This is a genomic window from Caballeronia sp. GACF4 (genome assembly GCF_023631025.1).
GTDB lineage: Bacteria > Pseudomonadota > Gammaproteobacteria > Burkholderiales > Burkholderiaceae > Caballeronia.
Map to the genome: position 1 here is coordinate 72,299 of NZ_JALQDW010000021.1, position 16,592 is coordinate 88,890.

Genomic DNA, 16,592 nt, shown 5'->3' on the forward strand with positions numbered 1-16,592 from the left:
CGGGCGGCCTGCGGGCGCTATACTGGTTGCCTGTCCATTGCATGACGACCCACGACCGGATAGCCGTCCGCAAGCGGCTCCAAGGTCACCCGCGGCGCGACTCCAGATAAATTGGCTGAACACGATTTAGACAAACTCAAGATCGACCGCAGTCCCGCTGCCGTCGTCCCGCGACGCAGGCGTCCGTGGCTTCGCTATGTGCTCGTCGCGGCGATCATTCTCGTACTCGTGGGCCTCGGCTTGCGCTTTGCCGGGCCGCAAACGGTAGAGACCGCTACGGTCACGTCGGTTTATCCATCGCAAAGCTATACGCTTCTCAACGCGACCGGCTACGTCGTGCCGCAACGCAAGGCGGCGGTCGCATCGAAGGGACAGGGCCGCGTGGAATGGCTTGGTGTACTCGAAGGTACGCCTGTAAAGGAAGGCCAGGTGATTGCGCGGCTCGAACGCGATGATGTGTCCGCTTCGCTTGCACAAGCCGAGGCGCAAGTTAAAGTTGCTCAAGCCAACCTCGAGTTGCAACGCGCCGAGTTGAGGGACGCAGAGATCAGTCTCAAGCGCTCGGATATCCTCGCTCCCCAAGGCGCGATTCCCGCGTCTCAGCACGACAGCGACCGCGCCCGCTTCGACAAAGCCAAGGCAGCCGTGAATAGCGACGCAGCCACGATCGTGTCGGCGCAAGCCAATGCGCTCGCGGCGCGCGTAGCCGTCGACCAGACCATCATTCGTGCGCCTTTCGATGGCGTTGTGCTCGAAAAGCATGCGAACGTGGGCGATAACATCACGCCGTTCTCGTCGGCATCGGACAGCAAGGGTGCGGTCGTGACGATTGCGGACATGAAGACGCTCGAAGTCGAGGCGGATGTCGCGGAGTCGAACATCGGCAAGATCACGGTCGATCAACCATGCGAAATGCAGCTCGACGCGCTGCCCGATGTTCGCTTCTCGGGACGTGTATCGCGCATCGTGCCAACGGTCGATCGTTCGAAGGCCACGGTCCTCGTGAAAGTGCGCTTCGTCGAACACGATCCACGCGTGCTGCCCGACATGAGCGCGAAGGTCGCGTTCCTTTCGAAGCCCGTACCGCCTGAACAGAAGAAGGCGCTGGTGGCCGTTCAGCCCGCAGCAGTGGTCACGCGCGATGGCAAGCAGGTCGTGTTCATCGTCGAGAACGACAAGGCGCTTCAGAGGCCCGTGACAACGGGTGAACATATCGGCGACCTGCTCGCGGTGCAAGGCGTCAAGCCAGGCGATACGCTGGTACTCGCGCCAAACGACAAGATCAAAGACGGCACCAGCGTTACGCTGGCGAAGAAGTAACGTGAGCACCGCACCTCTGGTCCAGATCAGTCACGTCGTGAAGTCATACCGGCGCGGCGTGCAGACGGTGCCCGTGCTGACCGACATCTCGTTGTCCATCGCCGAAGGGGACTTCGTCGCGTTGATGGGACCGTCCGGCTCGGGCAAGAGCACGTTGCTCAATCTGATCGCGGGCATCGACCGACCGGACAGCGGCGAGCTTCTTGTCGGCGGGCTCGATATCACGCGTTTGCCGGAGTCCGCGCTTGCCGACTGGCGCGCGGCTCACGTCGGCTTCATCTTCCAGTTCTACAACTTGATGCCGGTGCTCACCGCATTCGAGAACGTCGAATTGCCGCTGATGCTCACGCGTCTCTCGCGCGCCGAACGGCGTGAACGTGTCGCGATGGTGCTGGACATGGTCAACATGAGCGAGCGCACGACTCACTATCCGTCGGAGCTATCCGGCGGCCAGCAGCAGCGCGTGGCGATTGCACGCGCCTTGATTACCGACCCGAAGCTGATCGTCGCCGATGAACCCACGGGCGATCTCGACCGCACCTCTGCGGCCGAAGTCCTAACGATGCTGCAACGCCTGAATGAACGCGTTGGCAAGACCATCATCATGGTCACGCACGACGCGCATGCCGCCAATGCCGCGAAGGCGCTGGTGCATCTTGAGAAGGGCGAGTTGATCGACGGCGCGGCGCGCTGAATCATGTTCGTCTTCAAGCTCATTCTGCGCAATGCCACGCGTCACAAGCTCCGCACGGCGCTCACCGTGCTGGGCCTCACGATTGCGGTGCTCGCATACGGCCTGCTGCATACGGTCGTTGATGCATGGTACGCGGGCGCGGCTGCGGCATCCAACGCGCGCCTGGTCACGCGCAATGCGATCTCGCTGGTGTTTCCGCTGCCTCTTGCATACGAGAATCGCATTCGCGGCGTGGATGGCGTGACGCTGGTTGCACGCTCGAACTGGTTCGGCGGCATCTATCGCGACCCCAAGAATTTTTTCGCGCAATTCGCGGTATCGGACAACTATCTGGATCTCTATCCCGAGTACATCGTCACGCCGCAAGCGCGCTCCGATTACCAGCGCGATCGCAAGGGCGTGCTCATCGGGCGACAGCTTGCGACGCAATACGGCTTCAAAGTGGGCGACGTCATTCCTCTCAAGGGGACGATCTATCCAGGAACGTGGGACTTCGTGGTGCGCGGCATCATGGAAGGGCGCGACGAATCGACCATCACGCGGCAACTCATCTTTCACTGGGAGTATCTCAACGAGACGATTCGCAAGACCACCAAGCGTCAAGTGGATCAGGTCGGCGTGTATGTCGTGGGCATCGGAAATCCGGATCAGGCGGCCACCGTATCGCGCAATGTCGATAACGTCTTCAAGAACTCGCTTGCGGAGACGCTTACCGAAACCGAGCAAGCGTTTCAGCTGGGCTTCGTCGCGATGTCTAATCAGATCATTGCGGCCATACGTGTCGTCTCTTACGTGGTGATTCTCATCATCATGGCCGTGATGGCCAATGCAATGGCCATGAGCGCACGCGAACGCACCGTCGAATACGCCACGCTCAAGGCGCTTGGATTCGGACCCACGTTTCTTAGCGTGCTCGTCTTCGGCGAGTCGCTGGCGATTTGCACGATGGGCGGTGCAATCGGCATACTCGCGACACCGCCGGTCGCCGATTTCTTCAAGAATGCGACAGGCGGCGTGTTTCCGGTCTTTCGCGTCTCGCACGAAACGATGATGCTGCAAGCTGCCTGCGCGTTCGTCATCGCGCTGGCGGCGGCGATCGTACCGGCGGTGCAGGCGAGCCGCGTGCGGATCGTCGAAGGCTTGCGAGCGATCGGATAAGGCGAGCATATGGCCATTCCCGTTTCATACATCGCGCGCAATCTATGGGCTCGCCGTCTCACGACGATGTTGACCGCCGGCGGTCTCGCGCTCGTCGTCTTCGTGTTCTCGACCGTGCTCATGCTCGATGCGGGACTCAAGAAAACGCTCGTGTCCACGGGCGAACGCGATAACGTCGTGGTCATTCGCAAAGGCGCGGAAACGGAGATTCAAAGCTCGATCGACCGCAGTCAGGCGAACGTGATGGAGATGCATCCGTCTGTCGCGATGAATGGCGAGGGTGAGCCCTTCGCATCCAAAGAGACCGTGGTGCTCATCTCGCTCTATAAGCTCGGTTCGAATACGCCAGCGAATGTGGTGATACGCGGCGTATCGCCGACTGGCGTCGAACTGCGGCCGCAAGTGAGGCTTACGGCGGGGCGCATGTTCAGTCACGGGTCATCGGAGATCATCGTCGGCAGCAGTATCGCCAAGGGCTTTGCGGGCACGCGCATTGGCGATCATCTGCGCTTCGCTCAGCGCGACTGGACCGTGGTGGGCCATTTCGATGCAGGCGGCAGCGGCTTCGATTCGGAGATATGGGGCGATGTCGATCAACTCATGCAGTCGTTTCGCCGCACGAGTTATTCGTCGATGGTCGTGAGGCTTGCCCGCAGCGATGCCTTCGACCGCTTTCGCGCGGATATCGACGTTGATCCTCGTCTTGCCGATGAAGCCAAGCGCGAGCAAGTGTTCTACGGCGATCAGTCAAAGGCGCTATCCACGTTCATCAATATTCTTGGCATCACGCTTTCGATAATCTTTTCGATAGCAGCGATGATCGGCGCGATGATCACCATGTATGCCTCGGTCGCGAACCGGGTCGCGGAGATTGGAACGCTTCGCGCGTTAGGTTTCAAGCGCTTCGATGTGTTGATTGCGTTTCTGCTCGAAGCGCTGCTTTTGGGACTTGCCGGTGGACTCGTCGGCCTCGGCTGCGCGGCACTCATGCAGTTCGCTTCGTTTTCGACGACCAATTTTCAGACGTTCGCGGACCTGTCGTTCCGGTTCGTGCTCACGCCATCGGTCGTTATTCAAACGGTTTTATTCTCGATGATCATGGGGTTCGTCGGTGGCTTTCTGCCTGCCGTACGTGCCGCGAGGCTGAGCATCGTCGATGCGCTGCGAGCCCGATAATCGCGAGACTGCTCAACCGCGATACACCGCACCTTTCGATCCATTGACCGCGAACACATCGCCTTCGGGCGCCGCGCGAACATGTGCGCTTCGCGCAACGAGCGGCACGCGACGCGGCACGCCGGGCGCAAGATGGAACCAGTCGATGCTCGCGTAATAGTCCGGATCGACCACGTGCACCCATCGTGCAAGCTGTGTCGTTGCAATGTCGAGGAACCAGCCTTTGTCATCCTGACCGATGGTCGCGTTCAATCCGACATCACGTCGCTCGCCAATGGAAGGATCGGGAAAATGGAAAGCTTCTGACAATACCGCGCCGGTACCCTGATCGCGCAGAAGCACATGCGTGACATCGTGCGCGCGAGGACCGAAGCGATATGCATAGGCGATGTCGAAGAACGCGCCCAGCAGCGAAGCCGATTTGATACGCTGCACGCTGCGCGGAGATAGCACGACATCGCTCGCACCGCCTGCGACCTTCACCGCGCCATCGCGCAAGCACGACAGTTCGACGCGTGCGCGTATCTCGCGAGCCGTCTCGTTGACGAGATGCACATCGAGGCCGTCGAGGCCTTCATCGGTAATCAGCGCCTGAATAGGTTGAAGCACGCGCGCAAGCCCATGCAGCGCGCTTTTGGGCTTGTGACGCGCATCGATCACACCCCAGCCCGCGCCCGGACGCAGATCCAGCAGATTCCATACGATGCCGCCCGCGCAGGTCGAACCTTCGCGACGCCATTCGGAAAACACAGCGCCGATCACATCGGCGACGACGGCGCGAGACAGTTCGAGATAGCGCTCGGGGTCTTCATAACGCAGACGCGCCACATCGACACGATACAGTTCGCGCAGATAGTGCTCGCGCACATCGTCGAAGTCCCATGCGGAACCGGGATCGCGCGGCACGCTTGTCTTCCAGCGGGGCTCATGCGCGCGCGCCGCATTGGGTACAGAGCGCAGCGTGACATCGTCGGGGACATTCGCGAACGCAAGGCATTCGGAAGCGAAACGTACTTGCGCACGACGCGCGTCGTCGAAGGGGCGCTGATATGCGCCGACGCCGTAGTAATGCGTGATGCCGCCGCGCGTGCCGAAGGGCATCGAGACGCTGTCGCCGGGCGCGGCGCTCGGTGAGTTCACGACATACGCCACATCGGCGCGATGCTTGGCGATGACTTCCGGAAGCAGTTGCGTGAAAAGGCCTTGTTGATAGGCATCGAATGGCAGACCCAGCATGGCCGCTTGCTGATGCACTTCGCTGCCGCCGCATAGCACTGCAAGCGATGCAAAACGCCGCGTGCGCGCAAGAAACTGTTCTGCTTCGAGTTGCACGCTTCGGTTGAATGCCTCGTCCGAGGGATAGTCGAAGTTGGCAAACGCAAAGTCTTGCCAGATCAGAATGCCGAATTCGTCCGCGAGTTCGTAAAAGGTATCGGATTCATAAAGCGTGATGCCGCTTACGCGAATGATGTTGAGCCCCGCACCGCGGCACAGGGTGAAGATGGCCGCGAGCTTGTCGCGCGATGCGTCGAGCGCGACGATATCGGCGGAAGTCCAGCATGCGCCGCGCGCGAACACCGGCACGCCGTTGACGATGATCTGAAAGCCCGTCTTGTCCGCACCGCGATCCACTTCGATATTTCGAAAGCCAATCTGACCAAGCGCGATACGACCAAGCGTTTCGCTCGTCAAGGTCACGGCATAGAGCGATGGCGCGCCATGCGTATGCGGCCACCAGAGCCGCGCTTGCGGCACGCGCACTTGTCCCGCGAGCGTATGCGCGTCACGCCATTGCAGCGGCGCCGTGGCCTCGCCATCGCCACATTCGACATGCATTTCCTCCGGCTCTTGCGGATGATAGAAATGTACAGTGACGTCGAGCAGACCATCGGCACGATCGATTGAAGGCGCAAGCTCGATACGCTCGATGCCATTGCGCGCTTCGCCGATCAGTTCCACTGCGCGCCACGGACCCACTGGCTGAATCGGCGGGCACCATCCGGGCATGTGTCCAAGCAAGGTCGTGCGTACGTTGCGCAGCGTCGCTGGCTGCGCGAGCTTCGGACGCCAGCGCGCACGGCCGCGTTTTGCGGCAAGTGCAGGCTGAATGGAACGAAAGCACAGATAAAGCGTCGCGTCGCCTTGCAGATTCAGATCGACATCGTGCGCGACGAACATAGAATCGGAGTCGAGCAGCTTGTCGTTATCGAGCCACACTTCGGCAATTGTCGCGAGGCCATTGAAGCGCACGCGCCGCTTGCCTTCACCCTGCAAGCGCACGCGATACCAGTGATCCGACATCGCGTAGGGCTGCGCGAGCGCATCTTCGCCAACGCCGTTTGCACGTTGCGCCGATGCAATCGTGCCGGGCACGGGCGCATCGATCCAATGCGCGCTTTCATCGAGCGATGCAGGCGTCGCACAAGCGCCCGCAGCCGTGCTCGTGCACGTCCACCCTTCGGAGAGGCGTTGCGGCAGGCAAGCGTTGGACATATCGGACATGGAATGCATGTTCCTTCCTTCTATGGGCGAAGATGAACATGGTGAACGAAGCACGGGCCACGCGAGCAGCGTGGCCCCGGTGCTTCAAACAAAACGCGCGGCGAGCGGTTCGATGACCTTCTCGTAAGATGCTTCGAGCGAATCGAGGCAGTCGGTACACGGGTCGAGCCGTGAACGCATGCGCGCCCGCGCAAGGCGGAACTGCATGACCATCGCTTCGTTCGCCATGGATTGCGCGCTCGTCTGGATTGCCTCAGGCACTTCGACGCCGTGCGCATTGAGCCACACCAGATACTTCGACAGCAACTCGAAGTTCGAACCGAGCTGGCGCATTACGTTGAACGTGTAGAGGTGGTAGTAAGACACATCCCGCTCGAGCAATGCACGTAGATGCTCGGGAAACTCCGCGCGCCACTGCGAGACGGGGTTCGATGTCGGACGATCGAGCAAGCGCAGCTTGAGCAGATCGACCGAACGTTGCACCAGCGCCTGACCTTCGAGCGGCGCACGCGTGCGCTTGACGAACTCCACGTACGGAAAGAGCGCATGCACGTCGCTTGCAAGGTCTGGCATCAGGCGAAACACGCCGTCATAGTCCTCGCCCGATAACGCGAAATAGCCCGCGTTATGGAAGTACGTGATGCGCTTTGCCGCTGCATCGATGGAGTCGACTGCAATGGTCGTCTTCGAATGCGACTGCTTGTACGCGGTTGCACGCGTGTCGGGCAGATAGAACGCATCCACTTCGGCGACCACTACGTGACCGCGTTTGGTCTGCTCGCGCACGTGAGCTTCGAGCGTGTCGAAAATCGCGAGCTCCTGGGCCTGCAAGCCGTAGAGCCGCGAGATATCGTCGAGCGAGAACTTGGGGAACGTGAACTGATCGCCTTCGAACGCCTGCGTCACGGTGAAGCTCAATGCGGCGTGCGGATCGCAGCCGTAGTGGTGCAAGAGCTCGATCCACAGATCGACGTAACAGTTGGTCTCCAGCCAGACGCGCTCGCCGCGATGCAACGCATGGCGGCTCGCTTCGTCTTGAGCGGCAGACTGTTCGTTGGACGCGCCAGTCACGGCGTGCTCGGGCGAGCGTGCGTTCATGCGTCTTTGCCCAGTGTGCCGAGGCCATCGGCGACGAGCGGCGCCGCATTGCCCCACAGCAGTTCACGCACTGCGGCGGGCCACGCGTTCACATCGAGACCGTGATGACGGAAGAGCGCAAGCGTCGTACGTTCCATGCCGAAGCCCACGCATGCGGTATGCGCCACTTCGCCATTGCCCTGACGGATGTTCCACAACTCGCCGAAGTGGTCCATGTGATAGTTGAACGACAAACATGCGGTCGGACGGTCGGGCGTTGCAACCGGCACGAGCAGTTCGAACTTGAGTTCTTGCGCACGCTGGCTGTCGGCCACGATCTTGCCGCCGCGTCCGAAGAACGGGTCGTTAGCCAGATCGATTTCGAACGGCAGTTGCAGCAGATTCACGAGCAGCGAGCCACGCTCGATCCACTTCTGACGGAACGCCATTACTTGCTCGGGGCTGCCCACGCGAATGTACTCGCGCATGCGGAACATCTGCATGCGGCCCGGATCGATGGACGGTTCGTGACGGAAGCAATACGAGAACGCATCGAAGATCGCGCCGTCTTCGGCGAGGTTGCCGCGCTTGGCAACGAGCGGATAGATCGGATAACAGGCCGCGGGCGTGAGCACGAGACGCGTCGGCTTTTGCTGATCCATCCAGTCATCGGAACGCTCTTCTTCTTCGCCGATATGCACGATCTTGTCGAGCGCTTCGAGCAGACGATGATGTCCGCGATCATTGCCCTGGAACGAGTGAATCGTGCCGGCAAGGTTCGGGAAGCTCTTCAGGTACTCACTGTCTTCGAAGTCGCGGCGGCGCATGGCCGGCGGAAAGCGCAACGATTCCGCGTGCTGGTCGGCGCCGAGCAACGTGATCGCGTTGTTGAGACGGTCCACCACATCCTCGAACACCGCGCTGCGGCCATAGAGGCCGTCTTCGCCCGTATCGATGAGAATGCCGGCGGCCATCAGCCGGTCGCGCAAGGTCAAATCCGATTTATCGTAGGGCACTTGACTGGTCTCGTTATGTGCTTGTTCTTCGGCCTGCATGAGCGCGGCCTGTTCGTTCGGCATGTTCATAATCGTTATAGGGTCCCGGTTGCGGAACGCTGCGCGAGCAGCAGATTCGCGGTGTTCAGTTCGATGCGGTCATTGCTGATCATGAGCGGCGCCGAGTGCAGATCGCGCAAGTGCCGCCCCACGCTGAAGGGCGTATCGTTCTTGTAACCCGCCATGCCGCAGATCATCAGCGTCTCTTGCACGACGTGCACGGCCGATTGCGAAATGGCGAGCTTCAGCATGTTCAGATCGGAGGCAATGCCGATGGACGCGGTCAACGGTGCGTCGCTGTCGTCGGTCTGCAATGCCTGCCTTGCGAGCCGTTCCGCTTGCGCAGCCTCGACCGAGGCGAGCGATTCGCGCAGACGCGCCTGCATCATGCGCACGAGGGTGACGGCTTGCGAAAGACGCGCGGCCGAAGGCGGCAATGCGCCCGGCTTGCCACGCGCCTGATTACGGAAGAACTGATGCGCGCGATTCACGGCATCCGACGCAATACCGATCCACACCGCGGACCACAAGGTATGCGAAACCGGCAGCATGCTTTCATCGGCGATCTTCGAGAAAGGCGAGGGCAGAATCTGTTCGGCCTTGCCGCTTGCAGTGAGACGATGCCCCTGACTGCACGTGCCACGCATGCCGAGCGTGTCCCACGTACCACGCGATTCGAGCGTGCACGTCGAACGAGGCGCGACGATCAGCACCTGATCGGACGGCGGCGCGTCGGGATGACGGCGTGCGGTTACGAGAATGCAATCGGCATACGTGCCATACGAAATCGTCGGCGCGAGCTTTTCGATGTTGAAGGCGTCATCGGCAAGATCGACCGCACATGCGCTCGTGCGCATGTTGCCGCCGATATTTTCTTCCGATGTCGCCGATGCCAACAGCAGTTGCTCGTTCACCATGCGCGTGAGAAACGCGCGCTGCCAGGGCACATTCGCGCCGTGATCGACGATGCAGACGACCTGACTCTGATGCATGGCGTAGATCATCGCGGCGGATGCGCAGCCTTGCGCGAGCGTTTCGCACAAGCGGGCCACGCCCGTGAGCGAGAGCCCGTCGCCGCCGAAGCTTGCCGGCACCATTGCAGAGAAGAGACGCTCCGTACGCATTGCGGCCACGGCTTCAGCGGGGAAGCGTGCATCCTTGTCGACCGCTGCCGCATGCTTGCCGGCGATGGCCGAGACGCGACGCGCGGCTTCGAGCAACTCGCCTTCGCTGCGCGGCGCGATCACGCCGTCGCCTTCAACGTGTCCTGCTGCTTCGAGTTCTTGCGTGGCGGCGTTCATGCGTCCGCCTGCGAACCTTGCAGCTCCTTGACGGCGGCCGCGAGCGAATCGACGCTCGAGAACAGACGTCGCGTAAGCATTTGATCCGGAATTTCGATGCCGAACTCGTCTTCGATCGCGAGCATGACGTGCACGGTTGCAAGCGAGGAGAGGCCGGCTGCGTACAGGTCGTCGCTGTCGGAGAGAGTGTCGATCGACACGTCGAGGCGTGCGGACTCGGCAAGGATGCGGCGCAATTCAGTTTTCATTTTCTCTGGTTTCCCTTGAACCATGGCCAACGGTGCAAACGGACTGAAGCGGGTATCAAACGAATATTCGATTTTTTGGACCGTGCTCAGTCCCGTTGCTAACGGGCGGTGGTGCACTCGGTGAATCGCTGGTCAAACGACTCAAGAGCACTCGCAACACCGTCGAATCTTGTTTGATCGTATTTAACGAATTACGGGGGGTGATCGTCCGTGCGATGGCGCACGGTGAGGCCCGGAAGACAACGCGTTGCGTGTGCGATATCGACCACGCTTGATGTCACGCAAATCGTTCAGACTGATACTTGTCGCGGCGTTACGACGGTATTCGTACTGCATAGCCTCGCCTTGCAAGTTTCATGCGCATGATGCAAGGTATTTGAAACCTTAAAACGACGGGAAACGTAATTGGATCTACTCTGCCTGCTGCTTGTCTTCGTCGCCTTGTTCATCGTGTGGCGCAAACGCCGCCTCGTGATCTTCCTCGTGGCCGGAACCGTGTTCTGGCTCTTCGGTAGCTGGCTTGCAGGGCCGATGATAAGCCTCGCGCAGATCGGCTATGGGTCGAAGCAGGCGCCCCGGCTCGCGGACCGTACGGCGATCATCGTGCTGGGCGGTGGGACCGAATACGATCGCAACAAACATCTCGTTCCACTGGCCGATTCCATCTATCGCGTCGACCTTGCTGCCGCCCTGTACAAAACCTGTGTCGAAACGGACAAGCAGTGTCAGGTCATCATGAGCGGCGGAAATCCGCAGCATCACGAACAAACCGAAGCGCAACTATACGGCGGTCTGCTCGTGGATCGTGGCGTGAAGCCTGCGGATCTCATCCTCGAAGATCAGAGTCTCGACACTTACGAGAACGCGCGCAATACGTACAAAATCCTACGCTCGCGTCAATACGACACGACCATCCTCATCACGTCCTCACTGCATATGCGCCGCGCGTTGCTCGCATTCGATGCTTTCGACCTACACCCGCAGCCTGCGGTTGCATTCGTGCGCAATCCAAAGTCATGGCTCGTGCCGCACCCGGAAGGATGGATCGATTCCGACAGCGGATTGCACGAGATGCTCGGCACGTTGAAGTTTCACGTGTGGCGCTGGCTAGGCTTGTATTGATTGCTCAGGTCAATGCGTCTTGTAGATAAGGCGCCGTGCGGCTTGCGGCCAGCGTCGCCACACTCGCAGGCACGCCGGCCGCGACTATCTTGCCGCCATCTTCTCCCGCGCCCGGACCGATATCGATGACCCAGTCGCTCTGGGCCGCGACGCGCATGTCGTGTTCGACGACCACGACCGTATTGCCTGCGTCGACGAGTCCTTGAAGTTGCGCCATTAGACGATCGACATCGGCGGGATGTAGTCCGGTTGTGGGCTCGTCGAGGATATAGAGCGTGTCGCCGCGATGCGCGCGCTGCAGTTCGGTTGCCAGCTTGATGCGCTGCGCTTCGCCGCCCGAGAGTTCGGTGGCAGGCTGACCGAGCCGCAGATAACCGAGGCCGATATCGCGCAGCACGGCAAGCGCGCGCATCACATTGGGCTCATCCGCGAAGAAGAGACAGGCGTCATCGACGCTCATCGCCAGCACCTCGGCGATGTTTTTGCCATTCCACGTGACTTCGAGTGTCTCGGCGTTATAACGCGAACCGTGACACGTCGAACACGACGTGTACACGCTCGGCAAAAATAACAGTTCGACGCTCACGAAGCCTTCGCCTTCGCAAGTCGGGCAACGCCCCTGCGCGACATTGAAGGAAAATCGGCCGGCACTGTAATGGCGTTTGCGCGCGAGCGGCGTATCGGCGTAGTGCTTGCGCACGTGATCGAAAAGTCCCGTGTAAGTCGCAAGATTCGAACGTGGGGTGCGGCCAATCGGCTTTTGATCGACGCGCACTAGGCGCCGTATAGCGTCCATGCCTTCGACGATGGAGCCTTCCGCAGGCGCTTCGACGACCGTGAAGAGCGGATCGGCTTCGTCTTCGTCGGGCTCATCGAGCGCTCTTCCCAGATGCTGCGCCACGAGTTCGGGCAATGCCTGACTGACGAGACTCGACTTGCCCGAGCCCGATATACCCGTCACCGCCGTGAAGCAACCGAGCGGAAACGCAACTTCGATCTCATGCAGATTGTTTCGCGTGATGCCCGCGAGCTTCAGCCAGCCGCGCGGCGTGCGTGGCGCGCGGTCGGTGTTCGAATGGGACGCGAACAGATGCAGACGCGTTTGTGACGCCTCCACCGATGCGAGACCCGCGGGCGGGCCGCTATAAAGCACATGTCCACCGGCTTCGCCCGCAGCGGGACCGACATCGACGAGCCAGTCTGCGCGACGCATCGTCTCCATGTCATGCTCGATCACGAAAAGCGAGTTGCCGGCAGCCTTGAGCCGTTGCAGCGCGGCAAAGAGCGCTTCGTTGTCAGCGGGATGCAAACCGGCGGAGGGTTCATCGAGTACATACACCACGCCGAAGAGTTGCGAGGCCAGTTGCGTGGCTAGCCGCAAGCGCTGCAATTCGCCTGACGACAAGGTGGGCGTCGCGCGATCCAAAGCAAGATAGCCGAGGCCGAGATCGATCAACGTGGCAAGACGTTCTTCGAGATCGGCTGCTATGCGCTCGGCGGCGGCGCGCTTCTCATTGGACAAGTTGGGCGTGCGCCGTACATCGGGCGATGCTTTATGCGCCGATCCACCCGCCGCGACACGCTTCGCAATTGCCGCCTGCCGCACGTCCCTGGCAAGCACGTCTTGCTCGCGTGCTTCTTCATGATCGGGCCATTCGCCGCGCGCAATGGGCGCGAGCATCTGCGCAAGCCGCGTAAGCGGCAGACGCGAGAACTCCGCGATATCCAGTCCCGCGAAGGTCACCGATAACGCTTCCTGCTTCAGTCGCTTGCCGTGACACGACGAACAGTCGCTCCCGACCATATAGCGCGACACGCGCTTCTTCATGAGCGCGCTTTGCGTGTGGGCGAAGGTATGAAGCACATAACGGCGCGCGCCCGTAAAGGTGCCTTGATAACTCGGCTCCGCGCGACGCTTGAGTGCGGCACGTGTCTCGGCGGGTGTGAGGCCCGCATAGACCGGCACGGTGGGCGTATCGTCGGTGAAGAGAATCCAGTCGCGGTCTTTCTTCGGCAGATCGCGCCAGGGCGTGTCGACGTCGTAGCCCAGCGTGACGAGTATGTCGCGCAGATTCTGACCGTGCCACGCTGGCGGCCATGCGGCGATGGCGCGTTCGCGGATGGTGAGTGAGTCGTCGGGGACCATCGACTTCTCGGTCACTTCGTAGACGCGGCCGAGACCATGGCAGACGGGGCACGCGCCCTGAACCGTGTTGGGAGAAAAGTCTTCCGCGTAGAGCATGGGCTGCTTCGGCGGATAGCTGCCCGTGCGTGAATACAGCATGCGAACGAGACTGGAAAGCGTGGTCACGCTTCCCACCGACGAACGTGCGTTGGGCGTGCCGCGCTGCTGCTGCAGGGCGACGGCGGGCGGCAATCCTTCGATGGAATCGACTTCCGGTACGCCGACCTGCTCGATCAGACGCCGCGCGTAGGGCGCGACTGATTCAAAGTACCGCCGCTGCGCTTCTGCATACAAAGTTCCGAATGCAAGTGACGACTTTCCCGATCCGGACACGCCTGTGAAGACGACCAGCGCATCGCGCGGGACGTCTACATCGACATTTTTGAGGTTATGCTCCCGCGCGCCGCGAACGCGCACGAAACCTGCTGGAGAGACAGTCGGCGTTTCGGCTTTATTGCGCCGAGGCGGCTTGGCTGGGCTTTTGACTTTGGGCGCATCCATCTTATGGCTTTTGGACTTTGCAGGCGAATACGTCTGGCGAGCAGGTCTCATGCCAAGCCGCTCGCCGATTGCATTCGGCATTCAAAAGCCTGCACGGTGAATACACACTCGACTGACTCTACGCAAAAAGGAACGACATGAAGACGAATGGATTGGCAGCACTTATCGCCCTCACTGCGGGTTTGATGCTGGGCGCGTCGGGCGCGGCGATGGCGCAAGGTGGCAACGGTAATGGCGGCGCTGGCGGCGGCAACGCGCACGGCGCAGCGACGGCCGCGCCGACGGCAGGCGGTGACAATACTTCGGCTGCCACTGGTACGAGCAAGGGTTTTCACTTCAAGCACAAGAAGAAAGCGAAGCCCGTGACCGCACCAGCGCAGTAATCAAGCAAACGTTTATTGCATACAAACGATTGAATGTGATCGCGGCGGGTCAGGCCGCCGCGACTTCCGCGTCGATATCATCAGTGCCCAGGCGCGAGAAGATATCGCATACGGCGCGCATTTCGGCTTCGTCGCGAATGCTGACGAAAACTCGGGTTATACCGTATGCAGCGGATTCATCGTTATCGAAGCCAGGTAGGATGTCGTCGCTGCCCGTCGATGCAATCCCATACCCGCCGTCGGTGGTGGCTAGATCGGCATAGCCTGCAAATTCGGCGGTGATCCACTGTGTCGGTGAACTGGTGCTCAGTTCCATGCTGGCGGTGAAATCGGCGAACCCGGACATGCTCGCGACGCGAACGCGGTCGCTCGTGATGCCCTCCGCCTTGAGGTCTTCCAGTGCTTCGTCCAACTTGCGGGAGCCAAAAAAAGCTCCAGTCACTTCACGCATCATTGCTTGTCTCCTTGCTGCCCACTTGGTGCCGCGCTCCACGAAGGCGTTCGCACGAACGCAACTTGGAGGCTCTAAGCACACCGGTTTGCCGCGTAATCGGAGAGTGAGAGGCGCGACGCGGTAAGCCGGTGAACCGCTTCAGGGAGGCTCGCGAGTGCGCGAGGTGATGGCGAATCCAACGGATGCGGACGAGGATTCGCGAGCCTTCGACCGGAAGTCGACCGCTTGAAAGCGAGGCGCGCGCCTTGAATGCTTACATGCCTTGCAAAACATGACACACGCGCTTTGACTTCAAGCGGTACTTGAACTTTACGCTCGGTCAAATGGTTGATCAACAGTTTGTTACATTTTTAGTTGCCTGAACCATAACGGTTTTTTGTGTTTTGCGTTGAGCGCTTAAGGCATTTTGTATTCGATCAGGCATCAGTCGTCGTACAAGCAAGTCTGCGCCCCTATAATGGCTCGTCTACCTTTTTCAATCGCCCTATGTCACCAGCTCTCGCAGCCGGCGGTCTTCGCCGCTCTCGCAATCTGACCGAGGAAGTTGTCGCCGAACTTTCGGAACGGATTCGCAGCGGCGCGCTTCAGCCTGGCGACAAGCTTCCGACCGAATCGGAGATCATGGCGCAACTGGGCGTTAGCCGTACGGTCGTACGAGAATCGATATCGCGCCTTCAAGCGGGGCGCCTGGTTCAAACGCGTCATGGCATTGGCACTTTTGTACTCGAAGCGACCGATCACGATCGCTTCCAGATCGAAGCTGCGGGCGATCTCACCGTGCGCGACGTCATGGCCATCCTCGAACTACGCATCAGTCTCGAAGCCGAGGCCGCAGGTCTCGCGGCAATGCGGCGAAGCGAAGAGAATCTGAAGCACATGCGTCATGCTCTGGACGAGTTCGAGCGGCACATTGCAGAAGGCACGGGCAACGCGGTTGCCGCGGACGTCGCATTTCACCTCGAGCTTGCCAAGGCTACGGGCAACCGTTATTTCCACAGCATCCTTAGCCAGTTGGGCAACACGATCATTCCACGCACGCGTGTAAATTCCGCTGCGCTTGCGCATAACGACCCCGGCAGTTACCTCGATCGCGTGAACCGCGAACACGAGGATATCTACGACGCCATCGAGCGGCGTGATCCGGAAGCTGCCCGCGCCGCCATGCGCATGCATTTGTCGAACAGCCGCGAACGCTTGCGGCGGTCACAAGAAACAGCGGTTAAGCCTGCGGAGGCTTGAGCCGCATTCGTCCTTCGGGCGAGTGGTTTGTTTAAGCAGTTAGAGCCCCTGAGGGTTCGCTCGCTCGAGACGAACAACGTCGATTTAACCGCAATAAAAGATGCATTGGACCGACTGCGATCATCTGCCCAAACGCGCGGCACGGTCACTTAATCGCCGTGCGGGCTTGCGCGATGG

At 60.5% G+C, this 16,592-nt stretch carries 14 protein-coding genes; 7 read left to right on the forward strand and 7 right to left on the reverse strand.

The features are described from left to right. The first annotated feature begins 111 nt into the window (after nt 1-111). From NCR40_RS20855 to NCR40_RS20870, 4 genes are read left to right on the forward strand one after another with little or no spacing between them, the layout of a single operon-like run. A complete protein-coding gene (locus NCR40_RS20855) occupies nt 112-1,320 on the forward strand; it encodes an efflux RND transporter periplasmic adaptor subunit (RefSeq protein WP_250510527.1) in 1,209 nt (402 codons plus the stop codon). 1 nt (nt 1,321) lies between these two features. Then, on the forward strand, nt 1,322-2,014 hold the full coding sequence (locus NCR40_RS20860; RefSeq protein WP_250510528.1) for an ABC transporter ATP-binding protein: 693 nt from the start codon (nt 1,322-1,324) through the stop codon (nt 2,012-2,014). Between the two features lie 3 nt (nt 2,015-2,017). Next, a complete protein-coding gene (locus tag NCR40_RS20865) occupies nt 2,018-3,172 on the forward strand; it encodes an ABC transporter permease (protein ID WP_244831276.1) in 1,155 nt (384 codons plus the stop codon). Between the two features lie 9 nt (nt 3,173-3,181). Then, nucleotides 3,182-4,348 (forward strand): ABC transporter permease, encoded by a 1,167-nt coding sequence (locus NCR40_RS20870; RefSeq protein WP_244831277.1) that lies wholly within the window; start codon nt 3,182-3,184, stop codon nt 4,346-4,348. Nucleotides 4,349-4,360: 12 nt separating this feature from the next. Here NCR40_RS20870 and NCR40_RS20875 read toward each other — a convergent pair whose 3' ends face one another. The 5 genes from NCR40_RS20875 to NCR40_RS20895 form a co-directional block, all read right to left on the reverse strand. Beyond that, nucleotides 4,361-6,850: a glycosyl hydrolase 2 galactose-binding domain-containing protein gene (locus tag NCR40_RS20875; RefSeq protein WP_502801011.1), complete on the reverse strand. Its 2,490-nt coding sequence runs from the start codon at nt 6,848-6,850 to the stop codon at nt 4,361-4,363. An 84-nt stretch (nt 6,851-6,934) separates the two neighbouring features. Further along, nucleotides 6,935-7,948, reverse strand: coding sequence for a DUF1839 family protein (locus tag NCR40_RS20880; RefSeq protein ID WP_250510530.1), 1,014 nt, complete (start codon nt 7,946-7,948; stop codon nt 6,935-6,937). Next, a complete protein-coding gene (locus NCR40_RS20885; protein ID WP_370652278.1) occupies nt 7,945-9,012 on the reverse strand; it encodes an amino acid--[acyl-carrier-protein] ligase in 1,068 nt (355 codons plus the stop codon). Before NCR40_RS20885 ends, NCR40_RS20880 begins: the two co-directional genes overlap by 4 nt. Before the next feature lie 5 nt (nt 9,013-9,017). Then, nucleotides 9,018-10,283 carry an acyl-CoA dehydrogenase family protein gene (locus NCR40_RS20890; RefSeq protein WP_250510531.1) on the reverse strand — a complete coding sequence of 422 codons (1,266 nt, stop codon included), beginning with the start codon at nt 10,281-10,283 and terminating at the stop codon, nt 9,018-9,020. Next, on the reverse strand, nt 10,280-10,531 hold the full coding sequence (locus NCR40_RS20895; RefSeq protein ID WP_244831941.1) for an acyl carrier protein: 252 nt from the start codon (nt 10,529-10,531) through the stop codon (nt 10,280-10,282). The genes NCR40_RS20890 and NCR40_RS20895 overlap by 4 nt, the downstream gene beginning before the upstream one ends. A gap of 405 nt (nt 10,532-10,936) precedes the next feature. Between NCR40_RS20895 and NCR40_RS20900 the strand changes: the two genes are divergently transcribed. Next, nucleotides 10,937-11,653: a YdcF family protein gene (locus tag NCR40_RS20900; RefSeq protein ID WP_244831281.1), complete on the forward strand. Its 717-nt coding sequence runs from the start codon at nt 10,937-10,939 to the stop codon at nt 11,651-11,653. Between the two features lie 4 nt (nt 11,654-11,657). On the opposite strand, the gene NCR40_RS20905 is transcribed toward NCR40_RS20900, so the two are convergent. Next, entirely contained in the window at nt 11,658-14,339 is a 2,682-nt protein-coding gene (locus tag NCR40_RS20905; RefSeq protein WP_250510532.1) for an excinuclease ABC subunit UvrA, read from the reverse strand. Between the two features lie 137 nt (nt 14,340-14,476). On the opposite strand from NCR40_RS20905, the gene NCR40_RS20910 reads away from it, so the two are divergent. After that, entirely contained in the window at nt 14,477-14,722 is a 246-nt protein-coding gene (locus NCR40_RS20910) for a hypothetical protein (protein ID WP_250510533.1), read from the forward strand. A gap of 49 nt (nt 14,723-14,771) precedes the next feature. Here NCR40_RS20910 and NCR40_RS20915 read toward each other — a convergent pair whose 3' ends face one another. Then, entirely contained in the window at nt 14,772-15,176 is a 405-nt protein-coding gene (locus NCR40_RS20915; protein ID WP_250493997.1) for a hypothetical protein, read from the reverse strand. Between the two features lie 486 nt (nt 15,177-15,662). Here NCR40_RS20915 and NCR40_RS20920 point away from each other — a divergent pair, with 486 nt between their 5' ends. Continuing rightward, a complete protein-coding gene (locus tag NCR40_RS20920; RefSeq protein ID WP_244831285.1) occupies nt 15,663-16,415 on the forward strand; it encodes a FadR/GntR family transcriptional regulator in 753 nt (250 codons plus the stop codon). The last annotated feature ends 177 nt before the right edge of the window (nt 16,416-16,592 follow it).